At 62.2% G+C, this 25847-nt stretch carries 25 protein-coding genes; 11 read left to right on the top strand and 14 right to left on the bottom strand.

The features are described from left to right. Position 1 precedes the first annotated feature (1 nt). Positions 2–1861 (top strand): glutamine--fructose-6-phosphate transaminase (isomerizing), encoded by a 1860-nt coding sequence (gene glmS, locus B4V04_RS04835; RefSeq protein ID WP_498229638.1) that lies wholly within the window; start codon positions 2–4, stop codon positions 1859–1861. A 75-nt stretch (positions 1862–1936) separates the two neighbouring features. Here the strand turns inward: glmS and B4V04_RS04830 are convergent, their stop codons facing one another. The 4 genes from B4V04_RS04830 to B4V04_RS04815 form a co-directional block, all read right to left on the bottom strand. Continuing rightward, complete coding sequence (locus B4V04_RS04830) at positions 1937–2677, bottom strand: homing endonuclease associated repeat-containing protein (RefSeq protein WP_498229636.1); 741 nt, start codon at positions 2675–2677, stop codon at positions 1937–1939. A gap of 86 nt (positions 2678–2763) precedes the next feature. Continuing rightward, positions 2764–3141 carry an ArsR family transcriptional regulator gene (locus tag B4V04_RS04825; protein ID WP_498229634.1) on the bottom strand — a complete coding sequence of 126 codons (378 nt, stop codon included), beginning with the start codon at positions 3139–3141 and terminating at the stop codon, positions 2764–2766. A gap of 313 nt (positions 3142–3454) precedes the next feature. Further along, the gene (locus tag B4V04_RS04820) at positions 3455–4333 is read right to left on the bottom strand and encodes a DNA-binding protein (protein ID WP_498229632.1); all 879 of its coding nucleotides are present in this window, start codon (positions 4331–4333) and stop codon (positions 3455–3457) included. Between the two features lie 623 nt (positions 4334–4956). Further along, entirely contained in the window at positions 4957–5211 is a 255-nt protein-coding gene (locus B4V04_RS04815; RefSeq protein WP_498229630.1) for a hypothetical protein, read from the bottom strand. A gap of 164 nt (positions 5212–5375) precedes the next feature. Here B4V04_RS04815 and B4V04_RS04810 point away from each other — a divergent pair, with 164 nt between their 5' ends. Next, entirely contained in the window at positions 5376–5582 is a 207-nt protein-coding gene (locus B4V04_RS04810; RefSeq protein WP_498229628.1) for a hypothetical protein, read from the top strand. A 70-nt stretch (positions 5583–5652) separates the two neighbouring features. Here B4V04_RS04810 and B4V04_RS04805 read toward each other — a convergent pair whose 3' ends face one another. Then, positions 5653–6063 carry a type IV pilin domain-containing protein gene (locus B4V04_RS04805; protein ID WP_498229952.1) on the bottom strand — a complete coding sequence of 137 codons (411 nt, stop codon included), beginning with the start codon at positions 6061–6063 and terminating at the stop codon, positions 5653–5655. A 134-nt stretch (positions 6064–6197) separates the two neighbouring features. Between B4V04_RS04805 and tnpA (B4V04_RS04800) the strand changes: the two genes are divergently transcribed. Continuing rightward, positions 6198–6578: an IS200/IS605 family transposase gene (tnpA, locus tag B4V04_RS04800; protein ID WP_498229626.1), complete on the top strand. Its 381-nt coding sequence runs from the start codon at positions 6198–6200 to the stop codon at positions 6576–6578. Then, positions 6575–7849: an RNA-guided endonuclease InsQ/TnpB family protein gene (locus B4V04_RS04795; RefSeq protein ID WP_498229624.1), complete on the top strand. Its 1275-nt coding sequence runs from the start codon at positions 6575–6577 to the stop codon at positions 7847–7849. The genes tnpA (B4V04_RS04800) and B4V04_RS04795 overlap by 4 nt, the downstream gene beginning before the upstream one ends. Before the next feature lie 524 nt (positions 7850–8373). On the opposite strand, the gene B4V04_RS04790 is transcribed toward B4V04_RS04795, so the two are convergent. The 3 genes from B4V04_RS04790 to B4V04_RS04780 form a co-directional block, all read right to left on the bottom strand. Continuing rightward, complete coding sequence (locus tag B4V04_RS04790; RefSeq protein WP_498229622.1) at positions 8374–8541, bottom strand: DUF1931 domain-containing protein; 168 nt, start codon at positions 8539–8541, stop codon at positions 8374–8376. Positions 8542–8629: 88 nt separating this feature from the next. Further along, positions 8630–8857 (bottom strand): HalOD1 output domain-containing protein, encoded by a 228-nt coding sequence (locus B4V04_RS04785; RefSeq protein ID WP_498229620.1) that lies wholly within the window; start codon positions 8855–8857, stop codon positions 8630–8632. A gap of 212 nt (positions 8858–9069) precedes the next feature. Then, positions 9070–9642, bottom strand: coding sequence for a hypothetical protein (locus tag B4V04_RS04780; RefSeq protein WP_498229618.1), 573 nt, complete (start codon positions 9640–9642; stop codon positions 9070–9072). Between the two features lie 281 nt (positions 9643–9923). On the opposite strand from B4V04_RS04780, the gene B4V04_RS04775 reads away from it, so the two are divergent. After that, complete coding sequence (locus B4V04_RS04775; RefSeq protein WP_498229616.1) at positions 9924–10475, top strand: Fic/DOC family N-terminal domain-containing protein; 552 nt, start codon at positions 9924–9926, stop codon at positions 10473–10475. Here the strand turns inward: B4V04_RS04775 and B4V04_RS04770 are convergent. Then, positions 10401–12005, bottom strand: a complete 1605-nt coding sequence (locus tag B4V04_RS04770) for an ATP-binding protein (protein ID WP_498229614.1) — start codon at positions 12003–12005, stop codon at positions 10401–10403. The genes B4V04_RS04775 and B4V04_RS04770 overlap by 75 nt on opposite strands. Before the next feature lie 247 nt (positions 12006–12252). Here B4V04_RS04770 and B4V04_RS04765 point away from each other — a divergent pair, with 247 nt between their 5' ends. Further along, positions 12253–12501: a hypothetical protein gene (locus B4V04_RS04765; RefSeq protein ID WP_498229612.1), complete on the top strand. Its 249-nt coding sequence runs from the start codon at positions 12253–12255 to the stop codon at positions 12499–12501. Beyond that, complete coding sequence (locus B4V04_RS04760; protein WP_498229610.1) at positions 12498–12896, top strand: PIN domain-containing protein; 399 nt, start codon at positions 12498–12500, stop codon at positions 12894–12896. The genes B4V04_RS04765 and B4V04_RS04760 overlap by 4 nt, the downstream gene beginning before the upstream one ends. Positions 12897–12964: 68 nt before the next feature. Here B4V04_RS04760 and B4V04_RS04755 read toward each other — a convergent pair whose 3' ends face one another. From B4V04_RS04755 to B4V04_RS04735, 5 genes are all read right to left on the bottom strand, one after another. Continuing rightward, on the bottom strand, positions 12965–14203 hold the full coding sequence (locus tag B4V04_RS04755) for an RNA-guided endonuclease InsQ/TnpB family protein (RefSeq protein WP_498229608.1): 1239 nt from the start codon (positions 14201–14203) through the stop codon (positions 12965–12967). Beyond that, on the bottom strand, positions 14200–14589 hold the full coding sequence (gene tnpA, locus B4V04_RS04750; RefSeq protein WP_498229606.1) for an IS200/IS605 family transposase: 390 nt from the start codon (positions 14587–14589) through the stop codon (positions 14200–14202). Before tnpA (B4V04_RS04750) ends, B4V04_RS04755 begins: the two co-directional genes overlap by 4 nt. Positions 14590–14787: 198 nt before the next feature. Beyond that, a complete protein-coding gene (locus B4V04_RS04745; RefSeq protein WP_498229604.1) occupies positions 14788–15066 on the bottom strand; it encodes a DUF8150 family protein in 279 nt (92 codons plus the stop codon). Further along, positions 15044–15646 (bottom strand): hypothetical protein, encoded by a 603-nt coding sequence (locus B4V04_RS04740; protein ID WP_498229602.1) that lies wholly within the window; start codon positions 15644–15646, stop codon positions 15044–15046. The genes B4V04_RS04745 and B4V04_RS04740 overlap by 23 nt, the downstream gene beginning before the upstream one ends. A 60-nt stretch (positions 15647–15706) precedes the next feature. Continuing rightward, positions 15707–16648 carry a DUF955 domain-containing protein gene (locus B4V04_RS04735; RefSeq protein WP_498229600.1) on the bottom strand — a complete coding sequence of 314 codons (942 nt, stop codon included), beginning with the start codon at positions 16646–16648 and terminating at the stop codon, positions 15707–15709. 183 nt (positions 16649–16831) lie between these two features. Here B4V04_RS04735 and B4V04_RS04730 point away from each other — a divergent pair, with 183 nt between their 5' ends. From B4V04_RS04730 to B4V04_RS04715, 4 genes are all read left to right on the top strand, one after another. Continuing rightward, positions 16832–20368 carry a type IV secretory system conjugative DNA transfer family protein gene (locus tag B4V04_RS04730; protein ID WP_498229951.1) on the top strand — a complete coding sequence of 1179 codons (3537 nt, stop codon included), beginning with the start codon at positions 16832–16834 and terminating at the stop codon, positions 20366–20368. A 768-nt stretch (positions 20369–21136) separates the two neighbouring features. Then, a complete protein-coding gene (locus B4V04_RS04725) occupies positions 21137–22453 on the top strand; it encodes a phage NrS-1 polymerase family protein (protein WP_498229598.1) in 1317 nt (438 codons plus the stop codon). A 1316-nt stretch (positions 22454–23769) separates the two neighbouring features. Then, positions 23770–24171: a DUF7985 family protein gene (locus B4V04_RS04720; RefSeq protein ID WP_498229596.1), complete on the top strand. Its 402-nt coding sequence runs from the start codon at positions 23770–23772 to the stop codon at positions 24169–24171. 6 nt (positions 24172–24177) lie between these two features. Beyond that, positions 24178–25839, top strand: a complete 1662-nt coding sequence (locus tag B4V04_RS04715; protein WP_498229594.1) for a DUF8186 domain-containing protein — start codon at positions 24178–24180, stop codon at positions 25837–25839. The last annotated feature ends 8 nt before the right edge of the window (positions 25840–25847 follow it).

Here is a 25847-nt window from a genome sequence, read left to right as displayed (position 1 = left end):
CATGTGTGGCATTATCGGCTACGTCGGTGCCGGCGTCGCCACAGACGACGCAGCGACGGCCAGCGACAGCGGAGTCGCGAAGCGTGTCGGTGACATCGTCCACCACGGGCTCCAGAACCTCGAATACCGCGGCTACGACTCTGCAGGCGTCGCGCTCGTTGGGGCGACGAGCGGGCTCACCGTCGCAAAGCGCTCCGGCGAGGTCAACGAGCTGACGGTGCCGGACGTACCCGATGCGACCCACGGCGTCGGCCACACCCGCTGGAGTACGCACGGCCCGCCGACAGACGCGAACGCGCATCCGCATACGGACTGTGTCGGTGACGTCGCCGTCGTCCACAACGGCATCGTCGAAAACCACGAGGCGCTTAAACAGGAGCTTGCCGACCACGAGTTCACCAGCGACACCGACACCGAGGTCATCCCGCACCTGATCGAAGAGGGACTCGCTGCTGAGGCCGACGCCGATCTCGTGGCTGCGGTCCGGCGCGTCGAGGACCGGCTGGAGGGAAGCTACGCCATCTGTGTGGTGCGTGAGGATGACGACCGCATTATTGTCGCGCGGCGCGGGAGCCCGCTGGTGTTGGGACGTGGTGAGGACGGGACGTTCGTCGCCAGCGACGTGACGGCGTTCCTCGAGCACACCCGCCACGTCACGTATCTCGAAGATGGTGACGTGGCGGCGCTCTCCGCAGACGGCGTCAAGGTGTTTGCGGACGGGGAGCCGGTCGACCGAGCGATCGAGACGGTCACGTGGGAGGCAGACGCCGCGGAGAAGGGTGGCTATGATCACTACATGCGCAAAGAGATCCACGAACAGCCCTCCGCGCTCCGACAGACGCTCACCGGGCGGTTGGACGTCGACGCCGGTGACGTGGATCTGGACGTCTCGTTCCCGCCCGGCTTTCTCGCCGACCTCGAGGAGATCCAGATCGTCGCCTGCGGGACATCGTATTACGCGGGGCGATATGCCGCCCAGCTGTTCGAGGAGCTTGCGGGGGTGCGCGCGAGCGTCGAGATCGCCAGCGAGTACGAGTTCGGCGCGGGCCGCACACCCGATCGAACCCTTGTCGTTGCAGTCACGCAAAGCGGCGAAACGGCCGACACGCTCGGGGCGGTGCGGCGCGCGAACGCCGCGGGCGCGCGGACGTTCGCCGTGACGAACACCCTCGGGAGCACGGTGACCCGAGAGGTCGACGGCACTGCGTTCATCCGGGCCGGCCCGGAGATCGGGGTGGCCGCGACCAAAACGTTCGCTTCGCAGGTGGCGACGCTCGCGATGCTCGCCGTTGGCGTAGGGCGGGATCGTGGCGCGCTCGGTGCCGCCGACGCCCGCTCTGTCTTAGAGGATTTGCAGGGGCTGCCCGGCGCAGTCCAACAGGTGCTCGACGAAGAACAACAGGTTCGGGAAGCCGCCCAACAGTTCCAAGACAGTGAGGCGTTCTTCTTCGTCGGGCGGGAGTTGGGGGTGCCCGTCGCGTTGGAGGGCGCCCTGAAGCTCAAGGAGATCTCGTATGACCACGCGGAGGGATTCGCCGCAGGCGAGCTCAAGCATGGCCCGCTCGCGTTGGTGACGCCTGAGACGCCCGTGGTGGCGGTGTTGACCGAGGGAGCGCGGGCCGACGAGACCATGAACAACGTGACCGAAGCGCAGACGCGTGGAGCGCCGGCGCTGGGCTGTGTCTCGGCTGGTGAGGAGTACGATACGCTCGACGTGTCGTTCGCCGTGCCCGACGTAGGCGTCGCCGAGCCGCTGGTGGCCAACGTGTACTTACAGTTATTCGCGTATCATGTGGCGAATGAGAAGGGAAGGCCGATCGACAAACCGCGAAATCTGGCGAAGAGCGTAACTGTAGAGTAGGAGGTGCGGTTGTCTGGAGACTGGTACCAATCGTAGTGGCCGAGTTATAGGGGGACACAGAGGAACCCCACGGCTTCAGCTGTGGGAGGACTCCGACTCATCGAACGCCGCATCTTTGGCGCCCGACCAGGATCCGAACCGTCGTTGATACGTCGCCAGGCTGTACGCGCCCTCTTCACGTACATCATCAGCGACCGGTTTGGTGCCGAGTTCATCACGCAAACGACGGAGCTCAGCGAGCAGATCCGCGTCGCTCACTCTGCCGGACCCACGGGGTTCGAGGTTGGCCGCCTCGAGTGCCGCAGTCCACGATCCGAAGCGGTTGATGTACGTGCGCGGGCTGTACGGGCCGTCACGCTCCATCTCTTCGAACGTCGGTGTCACACCGCGTGCGGTGGCCAGCTCATCGAGTGCCGCGAGAAGCTCCTCGTCGGAGATCTCCTCGACTGTGCGCGCGTCTGCCGGCTCAACCCCGGCTTCGGCGAGCGCGTTCGTCCACGACCCAAACCGCCGTCGGTACGTCGACACCCAGTACTCTCCCTCGTCGTTCATCAGGTCGGCTGTTGGGCGGGTGTCGTGCTCCTCAGCAAGGCGCCGGAGTTCAGCGAGCAGCTCGTCTGTTGGAATTTCGCTCTCTGCGGCGTGTGGCTCGAAGCCGGCACGTGCCACCGCATCCTGCCACGAGTCGAAACGCCGCGTGATCGTCGTCACCGCGTACTCGCCGTGATCACGATAATCTTGGAGAGACGGTGCCCGCTCGACGACCGCCGCCACCGCCTGAATATCGTCGAGCAACTCCGCATCGCTGTAGGCCATCGTCTCGTGATTGAAACTCTCACAGGGCTTCAGACTTCGGATTGTGTTGGAACGCGGCTCCGTGGATCTGTTGAAACGCGAGCGAGTTATCGTTTCAAATCGTCCGGCCCCTCCGATGTATCTGTTTCAGCCGACACCGAGGCCTGATGCACAGCTGGCTCAATGATTGTAATCAACGACGCTTGTTCGGAGAGAGCCGCCTCAAACTGTTCGCGGTCCTCTTCATACAGCGATTGATTGTGGACTGCCGCAATCCCACGTGGTGTGATCTGATATAAGCCAGACGTCTCAGCCGGTCCGATTCGGCGAACGAGTCCTTCATCAGCGAGAACTGGGAGTCGTGTATTGAGATAATTGCGATCCTTGTTGCATTTCACGGCGAGGTTGGCGGCTGTATCCCGCCGACCATCCGACAGCGCATCAAGAAGTTGGAAGTCGGTCGGTTGGACAAGCCGAGTTTGCATTGTAACTGATGATATATGCTGACAGTAAGTAGGTGCTGTGGCTAATCGTCTCTCATCCTGAAACCTACTTCAAGACACCCGGGCTGGGAATCCACAGCAGTCTGACATAAGGATCGTACCGTGTACTGTTGCTTCCCCACAGGCTGATGCCGGTTGTGGCTGCGCGCGCAGCGACCACAGGGAGCGAGCACGGAGCGGTGGGTGGGGCGGTGGGGCGTGGCTGGACGGTTCGGCCACACCGATCACCAGGAAGCTACCGTACTTACTGACTGTCAGTGGCGGCGCCCTCACGGCAAAAAATGGCAACCCTGGCCTACGCGTCCCACCACCGGTTGCGCTGGGGGAACGCAACCCGCGAGCGGCGCGTCAGTGCCACCGACACGCGTCCGTCGTACCAGCTTGTCTTGACGTTGGACAGTCGGACGCGTTCGCCCTCGTTGATGCGTGGCTGATCCGATTTTGTCCAGATGGTCACCTTGAGTTGTCCGGTGTCATCCGCGAGCAGCCCGACCTGGCTAATGGCCGGGGTGGCTGGATCCCAGTCGTCGACCCACTTGCCGGCGATGCTCACCGTCCCACGGCCAGCATCGCTCACTGCGTCAATTGGGATGACCGTGCCGGGCCCCGTCCGTACTTGTTCGGCCACCCGGACCACCGCTGTCGTCATCTCACTGCCCTCCGCGACCCGCTGGGCAAGCTGTCTGCTCACCGCTGCCGCCGTCCATCCACGTCGAGTCGTGGCGATCCGTTGGGCTGCCTCGTTTATCGACGCAAGCTCATCGCAGGTGAGCGACTCGCGGGGATCTGGTTGGCTCGGGCCCGCCCACGGGTCCACCGCGGCGCGCCGCTCAGCGAACACATCGCGCCGCTGGCGACTCCCATCTGCTGCAATCTGTCGCGTCCGGGCTTCCCGGTCGGAGTGCTGCCGGCGATCCCACCGTACTCGGGTGCGCGCCTTCTCAGCCTCGCGCGCCATCGCTTTCTCCTCGGCTGCGAGTGATAATCCGTGTACCCCCGTCTCAGGGTGGTTGGCGTCCACTTTTGCCTGCGTTTCCTGTTCGACCGTCGCCTCGAATAACGGCGTCTCGTCGACGACCGGGAAGCCGTCTTCATCGACCGCCTGCTCGTCTGTCTTCTCGAATACCTGTTCATCCACCGTAACGACCTTTCCGCTCGCGTTGGTACTGAACATTGGAATCACATCAGATTCCGAAGGCGCTCACGCGCTGCCACCGGGATACTCCGACATCGCGGGTTTCCGACGACATCGACCGACAGAGCTGTCTGCGCGCTCTCGCTCGCGCCTTCGCGAGCGCCCTCCCGGGCGCGAGCGAGAGCGCATCTCAGGAAGGTTACCAACCAGCCCCGCGCGGCGAGACCGCCCGGAGCGAGCGGCCAGCGGAGAAAGCGTGGGGGGTGAGCAGACATACCGCGCAACCTCCTGCGCTTTCCCGCTGGCGTCGAGGGCACATGCAGTTTAGCCCGGAACGGCGACCGCGCGGCGCGTGGCCGACCGCAGAGAGGCCACGGGCGAGCGAGCGGGGAGCGCAGCGACCCGCGAGCAGGGAGGGCGCCGCACGCCCGGAATGGTCGGTCGCGAGCGAAGCGAGGCGCGACCGCAGGGAGCGCCTCGATGCGAACGGTGAACGAAGTGAACCGTGAGCAAGCGGAGGGCGGCAGCGACGCGCGGGGCGGGCCGTCATGGACACACCTGTCCAGCTGGTCACGACGCTCGGCCAACCATCCACCGTCCTGGTGGACGTAGAAAGGGTGAGGCCGCATCGGCGTCGATCGCGAGCGTGTCCGTGTCGCCGCTCATGGCCGCCTGCGGGAAGACGTGAACCGTCGCCGGCGATTCATCGAGAGTGCTCGTGCTTCGATCGTCAGCTCGTCGCCACTGGTCTCGACAGTCGCTCCGGTGAGCCCGGACGTGATCGCGTACGTCCCGCTCGGGCCGTCGGCCATACGGACGGTCGACGGCGTCGCTCCGCTCCTGGCGCCGGCTTCGACACGCAGCGTCTCCGTCCCTTCAACGCCAGCCTGTTCGTAGGTGAGCGCTATCGTGGGCATCCCCTGTCCGTCCGTGTGAACGATCGTCTGCTCGCTGGTATCGTCGACTATCGCCGCGACGCGTTTGCCGCGGGGTTGCGCGCAACCACGTCCCCAATCGTGGTCTGTGTGTCTCCGGCGTTGACGCCACGTTCACGGCATCGTTCGGTGCCAATTCGATCGAGGTGACGCACACCGGCGGCGACGCAATCCCGGCCGACGAGCTCCTCATTGACGATGACGTCGAGACGTCCCACCGTTGGGGTGAGTATGGCTGTGTCGAACCCGGTGATAGTGTGACCGTCGACACCGCAGGTTCGAATCGGACGATCGTGTTGGTGCGGTCGGGACCGTACAGCGAAGAGGAGGTGTTACTCCGGGCTGAGGAATAGCAGGGGCCTACAACCAGTCCTGCGGCTATTCAGTTATAAAAATAGAAAATTGAGTGCAGCGTATACCAGGTTAGACGGACCAGCTGCCGAAGTCGTCCGTTTCTACGCGGCTATCGAGGATGATCGATTCAGACGGCGTGTGAATCAGGCGTACATTATCGATTGTGTTGGAGCCCGTGGTGTAATCTAACTGGACAGTCTCACCAACGCCAAGCTCACCCGCACTGACGCTGGTGAGGTTGGTTATGGTTTCTGTATTTCCGACAGAGGCTCCGTCATTCCGGACGACAACGTTGAGGTCACCTTTATCGACTGGATCGCCACCGTTGTGCTCGATTGTAATCGTTCCGGAACCTGCGTCAGCGACGCTCAACTGCGAACTCGGCTGACTGTCACCGAGCGAGTCACCGAGGCCGAGCACGAACGTCCCGATAACGGCCGCCAGAATCACGGTAATAGCGACCATAAGTATGACGCCGATTACGGAAATTCGAGGCGAAAGCCTCGCCCTTCAGGGCGGGGATGAAGCCGATCAACAGTATTCAACCACTGACGGTGGCATAGACGGGGTTATAACACAATCTTTAAGCTCCTCAACTATGATAGTATACATAGATGGTAAAGAGTACCCGTCATGCGAAATACGAACTCTATTACCACATAGTGTTCGTGCCAAAATATCGACGTTCGCACCTGACGGGGAAGACGAAGGAACGTCTCGAAGCCATCTTCGCGGAAATCTGTGAGGACAAGGGCCTCGAACTGGCCGAGTCCGAGGTCATGCCCGACCACGTACACCTGTTCATCGGGAGTCCACCGAAGAACGCCCCATCACTCATCGTCAACTGGATCAAGGGTATCTCCGCGCGGAAGTACAACCAGCGGTACGACGACCGCGTGAAGTGGACTCGTTCGTACTACGTCGGAACGGCGGGAAGTTCCTCGAAGGGCGCGATCGAACGCTACATCGCTGAACAGGAAGGTGACGACGAATGAAGCGCGTCAACACCTTCGACATCGTGCCACAGACAGACAACGACAAAGAGTGCCTCCTACGACTACTCGACGCCTCCGCCTCTCTGTGGAACGAACTGACCTACGAACGTCGTCAAAACTACTTCGGTGACGGCGACGTGTGGGACACTTCCGAGTACCGAGGGCGCTACAACGGTGTCGTCGGTAGCGCGACCGTCCAACAGGTCACGCGCAAGAACAGCGAAGCGTGGCGGTCGTTCTTCGCCCTCAAGGAGAGAGGCGAGTACGCCAACCCACCGTCGTACTGGGGCAACGAAGAGGACGGACGCGAACTCCGCACCTACATCCGAAACGACCAGTACACGATTCAGTGGGGAGAGCGTAGCCGTCTCGAAATCCCTGTCGGGCAAGAACTGAAAGACGAATACGGACTCGGCTACCACGAACGACTCCGCCTCGAAGTCCGAGGCAACCCGAAGTGGGACGGCAAACAGGGTCGTCTGGAACTTGAGTACGACGAAGTGAGCGACACGTTCAGGGCTTTCCAACCAGTCTCTGTACCTGATTCTCGGCTGGATTCACCACTGGCTTCTCACGAAGCCGCCCTCGACGTTGGCGCAAACAATCTCGTCGCCTGTTCGACGACCACTGGGAACCAGTACCTCTACGACGGTCGGGAGTTGTTCGGACGATTCCACGAGACGACAGACGAAATCGCCCGCCTCCAATCGAAACTCCGAGAGGGACGCTACTCCTCGAAACGGATTCGACGGCTGTACCGACAGCGGACGAAACGCCGTAACCACGCACAGAACGCGCTGGTACGGGACCTCGTTGAACGACTGTACGACGAGGGCGTGGAAACGGTGTACGTAGGCGATTTGACCGACGTGCTGGACACGCATTGGTCGGTCAGGGTGAACGAGAAGACGCACAACTTCTGGGCGTTCAAGCAGTTCATCCACCGTCTCGCGTGCGTCTGTGAAGAATACGGTATCAGCCTCGAAGCCGAGTCGGAAGCGTGGACTTCTCAGACGTGTCCTGAGTGTGGCGATCGCGAGGAGACGGTTCGCCACGGGGATGCACTGACGTGTCCGTGTGGGTTCGAGGGCCACGCCGACCTCACGGCGTCAGAGACGTTCCTTCGAGAACACAGCGATTGCGAAGTCAGGCCGATGGCACGGCCCGTGCGATTCGAGTGGGACGACCACGATTGGTCGGGGCAACCACACCTTCACGAAAGTCCCAAAGAAGCGCGCACAAACCCGCAAGTTGCCTCCGTGGGTCGGTAGCCGAACCCCCAACGGAGGAATCCTCGCGCTTTAGCGCGGGGAGGATGTCAACCCTATCCTTGCTCGTGTACGGCGTCCTGGTGTTGTTTTTGCCACAGGGACGCCGACAGGCTTCAGCGGAGTTGGGGTATCGTGTTGCGTGCTTTGAGCAGTCGGCACACCCTTCGGGGGATGTGGCGTTCACCGACCGTTCTTTCGGAGACTGCCTCGTTGTGTGGGCGAACAGGCCGTGGTTCGAAAATCGGAGATTTTCGTCATCACGAGAGAGCTTTGCTCTCTCGAACGACCTCCGAAGGACGGTTCGGAATCCGCTCCGTTCCGACCGATTCCTACCTGCCAATAGGGTTGCCTGTCAGTTAAGCGCCAGTGGTCCAAAATTCAGGGAAAGTCGTCGAACGTGGACGTTCACCCAAATGGCGGCGCGTATCCACGACTTGAAGATCGTGGTATTGCGCCTGTTCAGCCTATAAACCGGCTCGATCTCTACTGTAACCCGTCCCTCGTCATCCTCTGTATACTCAAGCCTATAGGTCCCGGGGCTGGACCGTCTTCCGGTCGTTGGCCTCGGCACGCTCCGCCGCATCCTCGAGCAGTTCGGCGACCTCATCGTTGAGGGCGTCGTAGAAATCTGCCGCGACGTTCTGGTCCGAGAGTGAGTCCTTCACGGCCGCGTTGACGATGAGGTCAGACATTCCAATGCAGAAATCACTGGTCCATCATTTAAAGATCGACGTTTCATGCGAAAGTCACCCCCCTCGTACAGACACGAGGCCGCTCGCGCTACCGAGGTGGGATGTTGGCCGGCTTGTCGACGACATCGACGCCGTCTTGCGTGATGGAGAGATGGATTCCCTCCACTGTAATGCGGACGTCGATAGCGCTGGCAGATGACTCGACTAGTTGGTCAAGTGCCTCAACATCGACAGAATCGTAGAGCTGATACGAATCGCGCGCCAGCCCGTTGGCTTCGAGTGTCTCGACGAGTTCGACAAGGAGATCTGAGGACACACCAGAGTCACCTGAGCTGGAGTGGTTCATGCTACGTTCAATCAGTTGGTCGGCCGACAAGCAGTTAAAATGTGCGAGTGCGGCAAGCCGACTGTAGCGGTCGCTGGAGGGCAAAAGAACGGGCAGTGCTCGCATGGAACGGACGTTTGTCCTCCTACCGCTGGACACGCACACTCGGTCTATTAACCAACAGAGTTCGCTGTTGCTGTTGGTTAACAAGTGAGCTGGTCGATCGCCGCTGCAAGCGGCCCTTCGAACTCCCACGTTGCCTCACAAAATGCCCCGTTGGTCTGGGTGTCCCACCGCGGGAAGCCACACTGCTCGCTCACGGCGACCTGCCACGCCGGTGGCTCGACCTGTTCGAGCCTGTACTCGGGGATGGCAACGATGTACAGATACTCCTCATCGCCGTGGATTCCCTGTCGTGGATCCTCCATCCCATGCCCGAGCAGAAACAGCGGCTGGGACAGATGCTGCAGCCGACTCGGGTCACAGACGTCGGCGGGTGAGGTTGCGTCGACGCGTCGATCGGCGTCCCGTGACGGATCCAGGTACAGCGCCAGTGATCGCAGCTTCTCGAGGAAGACGTACTGGGCGGCCGCGTATGCTGGCCCCCGCACGCTCGTGGTCGCCTCCAGTAGCTGCTTGAGCTGGTGGAGCCGGCCGAGGACGCCCTCAGGGTATCCGTCGGCGTGAGTGTACACCTGTGCGACTGGGTCGGTCGGATTGGTCGTCCGGCCTGCGTCGAGGGTACGGACGAACCGGAGTTGACACCGTGTCGACATCGTATCACGCCAGCGATTGGCTCGCCGGCGCCCATCGCGGCGAGCCAGAAACCACCGAGTCGGTTTGATCGAGGCTACCAAAAAGTCCGAGAGCAAGAAGGAGGACCTCCTTACAGTCAGGTGATTAAGATAGCTCCTCTAGCTTAAATCTATCTTAGAACACAAAGTATCTAATTTGGATAGGCAAACAGCAAAATCGTTATCTATATTGGCGTGGGGACGTGGTATGGAAAACAATCCGACCTGAAGATTTTGCTGGATCTCCTCCCGGTGAGGTTGAGATGGTTGATGGCATCTTTACGTTCAGTCCGGATCCACTCCCTCCGGATCTCGACGCGACTCATGACCTCCTTACCAAGAATGGGAACGCGATGTACGCCGTGGGCCAGCTTTCTGACCTTGACACATGGCTTGATTCGCCCGAAGTTATTTTGAGTCCACTCATCCACCGCGAGGCTGTCGATTCCTCGAACATCGAGACGACGACCCGGCTCACTCTGTCAGACATCTACCGGCGAGAAGCTGGTGAAAAGCCTGGCCAGACCGAGACAGAACGCGCTGACATCGCGGAGGCACAAAACTACGTTGAGGCGATCACAACTGGTATTCAAGCCCTCCGAGGGGGTGCTGAGCTGGATCGGGACTTACTCTGTCGGCTCCACGAACTACTACTGCAGGGGGCCCGTGGTGAACAAAAAAAAAAAATCCTGGTGAGCTTCGCGAGGATCTCGTTGGTATTGACGAACCGGGAACGCCGCTTAGCTGAGCGAGACACCACGCTCGCGGAACACCGGCTGGAACCCCTGATCGTGGACTGCCGTCACCAGCTTTGAGTACGCCGCCCGCACTTCGGGCTCCTCGACGAGCTCACGAAATCGGCTCTCGAACCGTCGTCCATGCGCGGTTCGGCGCTTATCTGACCGATCGTGAGCCACCTCGTGACACAGCGTGAGAAAGAGATCGTGGGTCCACACGGCGCGTTTCGAGCTCGTCACAGTCGAATCAGTGAGGACGATCCGCGTCCGCCCGTCTGTCCACGCGTCTGCGTTTGCCTCACCCCAGTGGATCGTCCGATCGATCCCAATCGCATCGGCGAGCGCTCGCGCGAACAAGAGATACCGCGCCTGCCGCGTTGAGAGGTCGGTGTCTGCCAGCCGGTGATATCCCTGCCAAACACCCGCCTCTTCGGCCCGTGTCGCGACGTCAAACCGCGATGGCAGCGCAACGTCGGTGTCACTCTCTGCGGCCGCCGACGCCAGCCGCTTGGTGGCCGGATCTGTCGTATCGAGGATGATGGCGCCCCGCTCGACGAGTGCATCCGCGCCGTGACTGGCGCCCTCTTGGCATGCGATCTGTGGGGCGGCGTGAATCTGGGCGAGACTCACCGGCGTCTCCGTCACCAGCTGGAAGAGATCGCGATCGCGCCAGCGCTCGCGTAGCGTCTCGTCGCTGACCAGGAGTTCGGCCATCGTCGCGCGCGTTTGGCCACCGAGCGCGCCGTCGCGCAACTGGTCGTACAGATCGATCCGGGCGTCAGCGATCGCCTCCTGGATCCGCCCCCACTGCTCACACCCCGACTGGATCGCCGTCCGACCGAAGTTGAGCGTCAGGTTTCCCTTCGTGACGACGACACCACCCACGCCGGCGTCATGATCGGTGGTGACGAAGAGGCCGTTGCTGTACACATCCAACCCGTCCTCAGGCGCATGCTCGATCGCGAGATACGCGTCGTCGGTCTCGCGCGTCACGGTCACCCGACTGTCAGCGACCGCCTCGAATGGGTGCCCGCGATCGACGGGTGCGCCGTTGACGACAATGGCGACATCCGTCCGGAAGGTGAGATACGCGAACCGCTCACGCAGCCGCTCGACGATTCGACGCCACCGGTAGCTGTCGGGGTCGGGCACCTCACCCGCATAATGGTCAATGGTCACGCAGACGCCGTCGAACGCGTGGGGCGTCTCGACGACGACTCCCTCACGCCCAGCCACGTCTGCGAACGGGCCCGTCTCGCGCTGATCCTGATAGTCGAAACAGAGCGCGTGCCGGTCGCTCCAGATGCGCACGGCCCCTTTCGCGATGATCGCACCCGTCCCGATCCCCCACTCACCGAGGGTAGTGTCATCTGCACGCTCTTTCGTCCCGGCTCCAAGCACGGAGAGATCCCGCGTTCCTGTCTCACTGTTCAGATCGACGCCAGTGCCGTCATCACACACAACGGTGCGCTTGGGCGTAACGCTCACCAGAACACGTGACGAGTCAGGACTGTCGACCCCGTTCTGGACGGCTTCACGGATCGCATCCGTGAGATCCGCCATCTGGTCTTCGATCAGATACTGCGCAACCTGATCGGCGGTGGTCATCTCAACCGTTTCGGTACACCTCGTCTCGATCCCGGATTGATCCGGGGACGGTGACTGCTTGGACATGGTGTCCACCCCTCAAGGCACCCCACAAACCCACACTTGCGACAAAGCAAGCCAGCAGACTTGGTGGCACCAATCCGGTGTTAAAGCGGTGGTGTTGTTGAGAGATTCGAATATATTCCAAACTGTACTGGGTGTAATTTGTTTCAAAAACTTCTTAAACACATATATCTCAATATATCACATGGTCAAAACCATTCGAGTATCGGAGGAATACCACGAGTGGCTGACTGCACACAAGGAGGATGACGAAACGATGGAAGAAACGCTGCGTCGCATGACGCGTGGTCCGCACCCGGATGATGTCGCCGGACTCCTGACTGAGGAAGAGGCCGACGCAGCCAAAGAGGCGGTGGCAGATCTGCGCGGACGTGACCGCGACCGTTTGAACGCTGCCCAAGCTGCTTTTGACGCCGACACCAACACTGAATGATCATCGATTCATCGTACCTCTTCGACCTTATGGCGGAAGATCCGGATGCGTTCTCGAAGGGTGCAGAACTCACCGAAAACGGCGAGATGCAGTGGTTGCCGACGCCGGTGGTCGCGGAGGCGTACTATGGGGTCGCTACAGCTCGCAGCACCACCACTGAACAGACGCTGCACAATCGCCTGCTGGGGTATCCCCGTATCGAAGTTGATGACGAGATCGCGCGGCGAGCTGGTGAACTCCTCGCGGCGGCAGATGACCGTGCTGGCACAAACGCGGGTGTCGGGGCGAATGACGGCTACATCGCTGCGATGGCTGACGTCCTCGATGACGCAGTCCTCACAGACAACGTCGAGGATTTCAACCGCCTAGGGGTCCCGGTCGAAACCTATTATTGACCTCCTCCCGCGCCTAAAGACGCGGGAATCCCACCACGGGATTTCAGGCCGAGTGTAGCCCTCTGGTTTCAAGACGCATACGTCCCAAGCGTCTCCTGCTGGGTGTCAGCATCGGCTTGGGTGTCTTGTGGGGCGGTCAAACGCCCCCCATCCTCAGCCGAGTCATCGCCATCCGTGTGTTCTCTTGAATGGCTCTCTCCACTGAGGTAGCGATCTGCGATATTTATCGCGCCGTTCACGTCCGCTTGGTACTCGCCCATCCAGCAAGCGTCGTTCGTACACTTGAACGTCGCCTGTCTGGGGCGGTATCCTACCTCACCGCACGCGTGGCACTCCTTCGACGTGTTACGTGGGTTCACCGTCTCGACGGGGATCCCCTTCTCGACGGCTTTGTAGCGTATCTGCGCGTGGAGTTTGGCGAACCCCCATCCGTGGAGACGCCGGTTCATGAAGTCGCCGTAGTCCATCGACTCCCGTATGTACGTCAGGTCTTCCAGAACGAGAACAGGATTCTTGACGGACTCGGCATACTCCATGACTTCGCGGGTGACGCGGTGGAACACGTCGTCTATCTGGTTCCACAGGTCGTCACCGAACGACTCCACGATACGCTCGCTTCCGCGCGTCTGGAGTCGGCGCTTGGCGGTGAAGTAGGTCTTACGGCGCTGACGAACGGTCTTCCCTTCGTCGGCCCACAGTTCAGGTGCGGTCGGGGAACCGTGATCGTCGCGGTGACACACCGTGACGAGTGATGCTTCCCCGATGTCCACTCCGATGGGCGTCCGTTCTTCGGCGGATACCTCGGAAAGTTCCTCGACGTTGCGGGTAGCGGTGACGTGGAGATACCACGTCCCGTCCCGCTCAAACAGCTGGCTCTCGCCCATCTCCGCGTCTCCTGCGTTCAACGCTTCCAGCCAGTCCCGCTGGTCGGGATTCGGTTGGGCTGGCATCCAGAGGTGGTAGTCCTCGTGGTGCGGGATTTTGACGTACCACTCGATAGCGTTCTCGGGCTTGTGGTCGAGTCGTAGGCCCTCGTTGGTGAACCGGACAGGGTGGTCGTCGTGGAGTTCGTCCGCGTTGTACGTCGTCGTGAGTTGCGGGACGTACTTTTTGAGCGCGTTCTTCGCGTACCCACTCAGATCGTAGGTGACCACCACATCGTTCGCTTCGGTCTGCGTGGTACATTCAGCATCGAACGCATCTTGAAGGGCGTGCTGGTAGGCTTCTCGCGTTTCACGGAGTTTCCGCCGCTTGTGCGCGTTCGGCTCAACCAGCTTGAGTTCGAGCGTCTTCGTGAGTTCGGTCACGAGTCGCCCTCCGTGTGTTGTTGGATGTAGTTCTCGACAGTCTCACTCGAAACCTGCCCGGCGGTCCCTGCGTAGTATCCTCGTGCCCATCCAATTTTCTCGCCGTCGTGGTCGGCGTGGCGGTGGTTGTACTTGCGCGAGGAGATGCCCTTGAACCAGTTGGCCAGCAGTGCCGGTTCGTTCTTGGGTGGGCTACTGACAAACAGGTGAACGTGGTCGGGCTGGACGGTAAGATCGAGTATTTCGAGGCCCTTGTCGTCGGCAATTTCGTGGAGAATGGTTCGCACACGGTCAGCGACCTCGTTGACGAGTACCGATTTGCGGTACTTCGGCACCCATACTATGTGGTAATTGAGGTTGTAAGTCGCGTGCCGTGTGGTCTTCATCTGCGTTGTATACTATGTATCAAGATGTCTTAATACTGGTGGTGAATCGATGGGAAATCCAGCCGTAGTGTCGTCGGTGGAGGTGTACACTATTGTCCGCTCGACCCCCGCCTAAAGACGGGGGTATGCGCTTGTAACTCTATCAGACTCGGTTCCTGAGCACCGATCTCCAGCAGCCGGCGACAGTTCCCAGATCGACTAGCGATTGTCTCGCGAACCCGCTTCGTCGCTGGCATCGTCTTGGAGCGCAAGAATATCTTGGGCAACATCGGCCACATGCTGCTGATGGGCGGCTGAGGTTGCCACGTGTTGGGCGGCAGTCAGTTGACCGTTGACGACCGCATTCTGCTGTGGCCCCCACACATCGGGCGGCTCTGACTGAATGTACGCCACCCAGCGTTTGATCGCCGCGATGCGCTGCTCACGATTGCGCTCGTGTTTCGCATCGAGCTGATCAGGCGTTTCTGAGTCGGTCATATTCGGCGTCGACATCGAGTCGATGTACCCACGCTTCGAGCCGGGACACACTAAGGGTTTCCTCAAAGAGGGTGTACAGGTGGACTGCGTCTTCGAGGTCTTTCTGGGCACCAAGATGCAGTTTGTACGCGATCTGAAGCTCAAGCGGGCCGATTGGGATCGATTCACCGTCAATCTGGGCTGAGATTGCGTTGGAGACCGACGCATGATCGAACTCATCATCGACGATCTTCACTTCGAGATGTGGAGTGATCTGATCTGTTGGCGCAACCCAGATCGGATCGCCGTTCTCGAGCATCTCGTATATCGACGTGAGCGGCATCGCCGGCCCCCAATACCCCTCCGTTTCGAGTGTTGTCGCAAGTTCCTCTGCCGTTGGCTCATCGATCGGTTCGATGAGCACGTCGACGTCCTCGGTTGACCGGGCCCGCCCTGCGAGTATCGACACGTACCCAGCGATGTACACGTGTTTGATTCCGATCTGATCAAGAATTCGTGAGAACGCTATCGCCAGCTCGTCCAACTGGTTCGGCTCGCGTTCCACATAGAGCGTCTCATCTCGAAGCTCGATACCACTCATACACACCTGTTCACGAGGTCATGAATAAGTTGTCTGGCTGCCAGCGGCTGAGACCGTCGCCTAGCCATGGACAGTGGAACCGCTCTGGGCAGCAATCGCCTTGATTAAAGTCGTGCTCGTCTCCCGAATCCGCTCACATCGCTCGAAGAGTTGGTCGGTGTCGGCGTCGCTCCACGCCGCAAGATACAGCGCTGACCCATCCATCTCCAAGCCATAGTGCCGCCCGACAACGTACGCGACCGCCTCGGCCTCGAGCTCGCGAGCCTCTCGATCGGCAGTGTCCGCTGGATCATGTAACAGCGCGTGGGCGTACTCGTGGATGAGCGTCCCCGCCACCGCAGCGGGTGCAGCTTCTCGCACCTGAATCTGGGGCGTCTCGTCGACATGGCGACACACACCATCCGCATCACCGTGCGTCCACGCATCAGCACGCACCACGTCGACGGTCACGCCGAGCTCGTCGGCCGCCGCGAGCAGTCTAGCTAACAGGTCATCAGCGTTCCCCGTTGCGTCCGTCTCCAGCTCGGGCAGCGGCTCGCCCTCCGTCTGTGAGACGTCGAAGACGGGAACGGGTTTGAATCCGACCACCCCCTCGTCCCACTCGTCGGGTGGCGTCTCGTCGTACGCACAGTCAGTCTCCCCGTGATACGAGGGGCTGTTGTGACACTCGGGACACTGCGGTGAGATGAGCGGTGCCCAGATCCAGATCGCTGATTCGCCTTCCGTCACGTGTCGGTCAAACTCGTCTTGCCACGTCCGGTACCCTGCAACCTTCGTCGCGTCGGGACACTGCAACGTGATGAGCAGTGTGTTCCGGTGCGAGTAGTCATGAAATCGACGCTGGACCTCAAGCCACCGCTGGAACTGCTCGCTGGCACGCGCTTCATCAACTGCGTCGACGAGCTCGCTGAGCCACTGATCGATCGCCTGATGCATCTGGTCGGCGCGGGCGTCAGCGTCACCGAACGTGACGCGCCCGCTCGGAGAGTGGGATTCGGCCATGAGCGCTCCCACCCCTTGGGAGCGCCACAATCCGGCAGGCGAGCAGTTCCGATCCACCGGACGCGCCATACTGCGAGCGCTCAGATGGAACCGCCATCACCGGGGAGCCGGCAATTCCGCAATTTGATTCAGATGTCAGACACCGTAACTTTCTTACTAATGTGTGTGAATGCCACGCATACTATGGGGCGCTCTGCTGAGTCCCACCCTGCTGAGACCCCGGATCACACGCACCTCCGGATTCGCCCGACAGCCACCCCACTGACAGCAGCGACCGTCGAACAGGGGTTTCGGCGCCTCCACGGACTCACCACCCACACCACGTCCAGTTGGCGGAATCGCCTCATTGGAACCCCAACACAGCCAACAATCGAGTGGCGACTCCACAGTCCGGCTGACACCACCGGCACCCTCGAGCTGTACGTCGGCGTCACGGGGGCGCCAACCGAGACGCTGCGGGAGGCAGTACGGACGGCCTGTCCGAACGAGTACGAACTCACCCCAGCCACACCGCCTGCGGTCCCCGACCTCGATGGCGACGGTGCGCCCACGGGTGACGACGTCGCCGCCGTCGAGTGGGTGGGTGATGCGGAGCGCCGTGACGACTGGCAGACCCGCCTGACGCCGCTCGACGCGTTTACGGACAGCGATGACGCCCGTCTCCCACTCGCCGCGGTCGCGGAAACGCTGGCTGACACACCGGGTGGGGCGACCTACCAAGCGGTGTGTCAGCCGTTTCGCGACTACCGGGTGACGGTCCGCGATCGGGTCCACCAGCTGGAGGCGGGCCGGGATACCCCAGCGAGCCGCATGATGGCTGATCTCGTTGGCGAGATTGAGGTGGACACCGACTCCGCGAGCGCGGCCGCGGATCCGGCCGTTGGACGCATCGACGCACTCACTGACACCGACCCGCAACACGCCTTCGTTGTCAACGCCCGGTGTCTGGTGTGGGGTGCCGATGCGCCCGCGATCGCTGAGCGGCTCGCCGGCACGCTCACCGAGCTGTCCGGCCGCTACTACACCATTGATGCCCGAGTAAAGACGGAGAATCCAGCCGCGGTGGCGACGGCGATTCGCGACTGGACTGTCCACAAGCCCGCCTATGACACGCTCACCAACAAGCTTCCGTGGACGCGGAATCGCAGCCGCGGGATTGTCGCTGACGCGGCGAGTGCCCCCGCGTGTGGCCTCGTCGATGGCACCGCGCTCACCGCAAGTGGGAGCCGCGCCGTCGCGCCGCCCACCGCCGATCGCACCGCTCTCCCACCACCGCCCGACGACCAGCTCGCCCGGTATCAGACGCCCGGGCTCACGCTTGGACAGCCGCTCGATCAGGACGGCGAGCCCGTCGCCGACGCGATCGCGGTCCCGCCGAGCTTGCAGTCGCTGCACGTGGCGTGGTTCGGCAAGACGGGTTCGGGCAAATCAACGAGTCTGATCACGGGACTGCTCGCAAATCACGCCGCCACGGACGGCGCCGAGGTTCTCATCACGCCGAAAGGCGACGCGATGGCCGAGGCGTATCTCCGCGTGCACTACGCCGAGTACGGCTCACTCGAGGACGTCTACTACTTTGATTGTGCGACGACGCTGCCCGCCATCTCGTTTTTCGACATCCGGCCACAGCTCGCTGCGGGGATCGACCGGGCAACGGCCGTCGAGGATTGCACGGATCATTACATCGAGATTCTGGCCGGGATCATGGGCGAGGAGCGGTTCTACCAGGCGGTGCGCTCGCCCGATATCATCCGCCAGCTGGTGAAAGCGCTCTTCGATCCCGTCCATGGGAGCGACGCGTTCGCGCACCGCGAGCTCCAACAAGCGGCCGCCCGCTTTCATGAAACCGGTGAACCCCCGCCGGTGGTCGATGACGAGCTCCAATCGATGCTGTACAACGTCGCCGCAAACACCCAACAATCGTTTGACGAGTTGCTCCAGGGCGTCCACAACCGCATCGAGAAGATCCCGCTCGACGAACGGCTGGGCCACCTCTTTGATCACGTCCCCGTGGAGGGCGATCCACAGTTCGATCTGCGGGCGGTGATCGACGAGGATGCGGTCGTCATCATCGATACGGGCGGGCTTCGCACGGAGAGCCAGCAGGCGCTCACCCGGACGGTGCTCTCGAAGCTGTGGACTGCGCTGCGCCGGCGCGCCCAAACGACGGACCCCAGCGATCGCCCACTCGTCAATCTGTATCTGGAGGAGGCGGCCCAACTCGTCGCCTCGGGAATCGTCGATGACCTGCTGGCCCAATCCCGCTCGTTCGGCTGTAGCGTCACGCTGGCGACGCAGTTCCCGGGCCAGCTGCGGGTGCGTGATGAGGCGGCGTATCTGGAGCTGCTCAACAACGTCTCCACCATCGTCACCGGGAGCGTGCCCGTCGATGACGCGCTCACAACGCGGCTCGCGACCGCAGCGCAGGATCCAGCGGCGATCGGCAACCGGCTGCGCGCCCTCTCGCGTGGCGAGTGGCTGGTGCGGCTGCCGGCGCCGTTCAACGAGACGCCACCCGCGCCGTTTCTGCTCGCGAGTGCGCCGCTCCCACCGGGGCATCCGGACAGCGACGGATTCCGGCCGGCGCGTGAAACCACGGCTGCCGCTCGGATCGACACGTGTCGCGACCGGACCCGCACCGCGTACGGGCTTGACCTGCAGACCACTCAGGCGACGACCGGCTCAGACGACACCGACACGGGTACTGACCCAACAGACACGAGCACGACCGAGCCGTCACGGATTGACTCGGCGCTCCCGTACACCAAGCGGTTGCCTGATCCGGTGATGTACGATGAGCAGCGCCACGCACTCGCTTGTGTCGCCTGTGAGACTCGCTATGATCCCGCGCCCGACGGATTGCGGGCGGCGATCAGCTGTTGTCACGACCCCGAGTCGGTGGATCGCGATAACTGTCCGATCTGTGCTCTGCCACTCAAGCTCACGTACGCGGAACGCCAGGAGAGCCCGATTAGCGACGCCGGCCTCCGCTTTCTGCAGGCCGTCTATTCGGCCCATCAGGGACAGTACGACCCAGCGCTCGAATACGACATCACCCGCGACAGCATGCGTCGGCTCGGCGAGTACGTGGGGATTGATGCGGACGAACTTGATGAGCTGCGCGAGGCTGGCCTCATCAGCCGTGACTGTCGGTATCCACACACGCTGTACACAGTCACCCCGGACGGTCGCGATGCGATTGGCGTCCGCCACCGTGAGGGGGTTGCCCACGGCGCTGGCGCCGGCGACCTCAGCGAGTCGAGTCTGCATGTGGCGATGGTCGAGGTTGGGACGCAACTCTTGGCGGCCGAGTACGTTGAAGCGCCGGACTCTCCAGCGGTCACAGTTGAGCAGTACTACGAGGTGCCCGAGGGCCGGCTTGATGCGGCCGCCGTCGACGAGGCGGGCGACGTTGTTGCCGCCCTAGAGGCCGAACGCATCAACCACGACGTCACCCGGGCCGTCCCCGAGGATTACGACAAGCTGGCCGCCCAAAAGCCGGACGCCGCAATCTGGATCGTGAAAAACCGTGAAGCCGCCCATGACCTCATTACGGCGCTCAACACGCCACCGGACGGCGAGCCACGAGTACAGAAAACCTACGGCGAACAGACCCGCCCTGCCGTGTTCACGATTGACCAACCCGGGCTCACCGACGTGTACACGTTCCAGTCGGTGCGGGATACACATCTGGACGATGCGTCAGCACCCCACGACTGATACCAGAGGGCCACGCTCGGCCTGAAATCCCGTGATGGGATTCCCGCGTCTTCAGGCGCGGGAGGTGGTCAAGTTGTGAGCGTATTCGTCGCTGGTCGTGGTGGACGCATAACGACCCCGTTTCTTGTCACGTGCTGAGGCCGGTGTGCCTCTGGCCCGGGCGGGGACAGCCCGGGCGCTTCGCGATACCCGCCCGACGACAGGCAGAACCGGCAGCCGGTATCAGTTCGAAGGGAGTGCGGGTTCGGTGAGGGGGAGGGAAACCCGCTCCCAGCAGGGACCAATGGTCCCTATTGACATTGTCTGAGGCATCTCATGAATAGATTATGGTGTTCTGACTCGATGCGATCCAGTCGGCCTGTCCTCACGGTCCCGGGAAGCCACCACACACCGCTATCGATCTGTTTGCGACCACCGACCGATCGGACCACATCGTCGGCCTTCGCGCCACGTCTGAGATCCGTCCCAGTCCGGCCGACACACGGGAGTACATCCCCTACCATGCGGGCACCGACTCTCGCTAGCACTGCTGTTGGTAATGGATGGCAGCGCGCCACCACTGTGCTGGGCGGAGGCCAGTTCAACCAACCCCCAGCCAAGACGGAGTTTTGATCACACCCTGTGGACATGCGGTCTGGCCGATCCGTTCGGTCACCTCAGAGCGGCGAACTCCAGTACATTGCAGGCCGAGATGAGACGGGACAGTCCATAGTGTCGTCGTGACGGTATTTATTTGCGCCTGGCGTGTGAACGCCCCCCACGATTGCGATGGGACTCCCGCCTACCGCTGATGCCCTTCCAGCAGCGCTCGTCGACCGTGACCAATGGGTCTGTTGGCGGCCCCACCAACGCGACAAGAAACCCACCAAAGTGCCGATTATCCCCGGCACGACGCAGTTTGCGTCAACGACCAATCCCGAGACCTGGCGCTCGTTTCAGACTGCCCGAGAGGCCGTCACAACAACCAGTGTCGAGGGGCTCGGCTTCGTGTTCACCGCCGACGATCCGCTCATCGGGATCGATCTTGACGATTGCCGAGATCCTGAGACAGGTGCGCCCACCGAGTGGGCTGATCAGATCATCGATCAGCTTGAGTCGTACACTGAAGTGAGCCCCTCGGGAACCGGATATCACATCCTTGTCACCGGGACCCTCCCTGAGGGCCGGAACCGAGCCGGCGACCTCGAGCTGTACGACCGCTCGCGCTTCTTTACCGTAACCGGGGATCACGTCGAGGCAACGCCCACCACAATTACAGCACGCTCCGATGTCGTCGACACGCTCCATGCGACAGAGCTGGCGGACGCAACTGCAGAATCAGCCGCCACTACAGACGGATCGGCGGCCGCACCCCGCACAGCCACGACCGACACCACATCCGGCGACACAGCGACCAGCACATCCGGAGCGGCTGCGCTTTCAGACGAGGAGCTGCTTGAGCGTGCACGACACGCCGCCAACGGCGAGAAGTTCACGCGGCTGTGGAACGGCACCACGAGCGGCTATGAGAGTCACTCGGAGGCAGATATGGCGCTGTGTCGGCTGCTTGCGTTTTGGACCGGCTGCGATGCCCACCGCATTGATCGGCTGTTTCGTCGCTCCGGACTCGCCCGTGACAAGTGGGATGCGGTTCATTACGCCGACGGGAGTACCTACGGCGAAAAAACGATTGAACGCGCAATCGCCCGTACTGATGAGGAATATACGCCACCCGAGCCGACCACCTCTTCGGGCGGCGACGGCGAGACATCGGCGTCGGCCGCCACAGACAGCGCCGCTCCTGCGACGGAGCCCACCGCCGCGACTGACGCGCCCACACAGGACAGCACACCATCAACTGCCCCATCCGAGCCGGAGTCTGCTTCGCCAGAACATCCGCAGGTGGGTGAGGGGTCTGGACGTCCAGCGACCCACCCTGAGCGTGTCTACGCGCGGCGTGAGCGAATCGTCGAGCTCACCGACCGGGTGGAAGCGCTGCTCGCCGAAAACGAACGGCTCCGTCGAGAGTTACAGGCGGAACGTGAGCGCCGGCACGAGCTTGAAGAAGCCCACGAGGAGCCAACAACAGGGTGGTGGCCATTGTGAACGGATGGATTGCTCGTGACCACCGAGGGGAGCAGCTGCACAGCCGCAGCTCTTCAGGCAGTAGTGGTGTCAGCAGTGACGAAACTGAGGCGCTCACGAACGTGCGCTGTCACGGCGACACTGCAGTGAGCGCTTCAGCATATCACTGACTCTGAAGGGTCTACATATAAGTATGGCTCGAGTCGCGACCGACAGCGGCACGTATGTATCTGTACGGCTACCTGAACTCACACACGTGTGTACACTGTTCGAAGGGTGGTCACTCACGTATCAGTCACCATCGAATCGTAGCACATGGTGCGTCATCTGGGCGCCGCCAGATCGCACCCTGAACAGAGCGCTCAAACCATCCTCCTCACAGACAATTGTTCACCATTCGCCCGTACGATGGGCTTTCGCACACAAAATTGAGTGGTGTCAGTAGCCTTCTCCCGCCCGCAATATCTCGTGTACAAACGGCTGACACCGCTGTCCACGCTGGAGTGGTCGGCGACAGGAGCCCAGAGACACCACCGTACACTGGGTGCTCCCACATGCAGTCGCGGCCAATCCCCAGCCGGCAGCGGGCTGTTCCGAGCGCCGTCGCGACACGCTGCTGGCAGTTGGACCACGCTGACGGACAGCGTACCAGCGTACTGACCAACCAAATCAGCAGTACCACCCCACGATATGGGGAGTGATCGGCCAGTACAGGATTCACGTATCATCGTCTCGAGGTCTGTGACTGGGCGGGCACCAGCATTGCGATACAGTCCACGTCCTCGGGCCGGTCGCCTGATTTCTCCGTCTTCGGTCACTGTTGACTCCGTGTGCCACGAGCTCCGAACTCTTGGGGTGCCAGCTCGGTTGACTCCGGCGGCGGGATCGCGTTGTGCCGTTTCACGCGGCTGGCCACGCTTGTTGTGCGGCGGGGAACGTCCCTGACACACAGGGTCTCGGGAGAGTGGTCCCGGCCACGAAAGGTCGATTCCATCGACTTGCGCCGCCCGTCTGTGAGGAGGTTATCGGTGCGCTCCGGTTTGTCACCGTGTCACTACACGAGCGTGACACTGGGTGGGTGGCTCTTGGCGCCGCCAGCGCTGCCCCGACCCACATACCGACCAGCTCTGGAAGCGCCATCAGCCCAGATCGGCTCCCTCCTGCGACCGGGTCTTAACCAACACTGCCATTGACTGTTGGCCGCTGTTGGTTAATATTCTAGAATCGTGAACGACAATTCATGTATTCATATATTACTAAACACAAAATTTATTATTTGATGCTTGCAGTATGTCATTGTTGTGTGGTAGCACGACCCAGCCACCTCATGCCAAGTTATGTCCGCCACCGACCCTCCAGCAGATCCCTCCCGTGTGCCGGCTCGCGCGGTGTGGCGCCGCGTCGCAGTAGGTTGTCTGATCGTCGCGGTCGTCGCTGTTGAGCCAGCGGCTGCCCAGGAGAGCGCCGTCTGTGAGGTTGATCGGCTGCCCGGCATGATCTCCGGGTTTTTCCAGTTGACCACCGCCGTCGGGTTGCTCGGGTTGGTCATTGTGTGGCAGGCCGACTCGCTGATCGAACTGTTCACGTTCCGGCCCGAACAGCGCGAGGGGCTCAAACGCCACAAGCGGACGGCGCTGCGATCGACGGTGATTCTGGTCGTCCTCGGGCCCCTGTACACAGTCGCGGGCAGCGTGATGAACCTCCCACTCGCGGAGTGTGTGGAGCTGACCCCGTGGTAGTCACCCATGCGCTCGCTCCAGTGGGGCCACCGGCTCGCCGTTGGGGTGGTGGCGCTGGTGTCAGTGGTGGCGGTCAGCGCCGCAGCCACCCCTGTCGACCCACCGCCGGCCAACGAGACCCGGACCGTTGATGCCCGGGATCCAGATCCCTGTCTCACGCCCGCCCAGTACAACGCTACCTACGATCATCCACCAACACCAACCCAACAGCTGGCAACGTGTACGGATCTGACGTACGACGCGCCACCCGCCCATGCTGCGGCTATGACAGCCCGGACGTTCCCAGCCGTCGAGCCGGGTGGCGCCAATGCGAGCGTTCATCCGCCGCATGCGGAGCTCGTCTCCCAGGGCGCGATTGCTGACGCACACGCCACTGTCTTCGCGATTCATCCCGCGACGCGGGTCCAGCTCGATGCGACCACCACGCGGCAGTATATCGCCCCGAACGGGACCGTTCGGGCGCTCGTCGATTACCGGGTGCGGGGCGCCCGTGATGCAAATCAGTCGGTAGTCAGTCATGAGGTGCGGCGTGTCACTGTGACGATCGGCGGCGACCAGGTGGCGAACACCACCAACACCCAGACACCGACGCTGTCGTATACGACCACGCGGGTGGGTGAACAGCCGCTCACCGTCACCGCCGAGATCGCGGTGACGACAGCGCCCAATGGCACGTCGGCGAATGCGACCACACAGACGGTCACCGTCACCGACACGCGCTCGGTGTGGGTCCACCGGCTCCGCCCGGACGCGTACACGGCCCAGTATCCGGACGGGAGCCAGGGGCTCGCCGTGTACCAGGGGCAGCCGTGGCACGGGCTCACGCTCACCAGCAACGAAACGCATCGCGTCCGAGGTGTCTGGCGCTACTATACAGCGCGGGACACCCGCTGGGATCACCTGCGTGTGGCGCGGGCGACTGAGACTGTGCGGTCGGCGCAGTCTGTACCGCCGCTCGAGGTGGTCGCGTTCCCGTCACGTATCGGCCCGCGCACCGCACCCGTCCGTGACGGCCCCACCCTGACGGCGGTGTGGGGTGTGACGACGCCGACGCCGGCCGCCCGATTCCACGAGAACGTCTCTGTCGGCGTGGTTGAGGGTGAGTACACCCGATCGTACGGACTGGCGGTCCGGAGTGCGGCGACCCAACCCGAGGCGGTCCGATTGCAGGGGATCGTGCGTGGCGTGTCGGCGCCACTGGCGTCAGTCACGCCCACCGAACGGCCGATTCGCCACCCCGAGTTGTCGGTGCAGCTCACGAACCGCACTGCGTCGACGGCAACGCTCGTAGTCACGTTGACTGATCCCGTGACGGACGCGCCGATTCGGCCGAGCGACTCGAATGCCACCCGCCCGATTGTGGCCGACGCGCCCCCTGGCGAGCTCTGGGTGAACGGCGAGCGGCTCACGATCGGGCCCAACGGCACCGCGACACAGACCATCGCTGAGCCCGGCCTCTACACCGTCCGGTTTGAGCCCGCCTCGTGGCGCGCCACCACGCCCGCGTACGTGGCCGCCAGCGACACTGTGCGCTGGCATCCACTTAGTACGGTTGCCGGCTGGGTGCAGCTGCTCGAGACGGCGATCTGGGGGGTAATTCCCATCGCCGTTGCGTGGGTTACCGGCCGGCAGATCGCACACCTCCTTTCCCGTGAATCACCGCCATGAGTCACACA

Source organism: Halorubrum sp. B52 (genome assembly GCF_059752555.1).
This window is presented reverse-complemented; position numbering and strand designations above follow the sequence as displayed.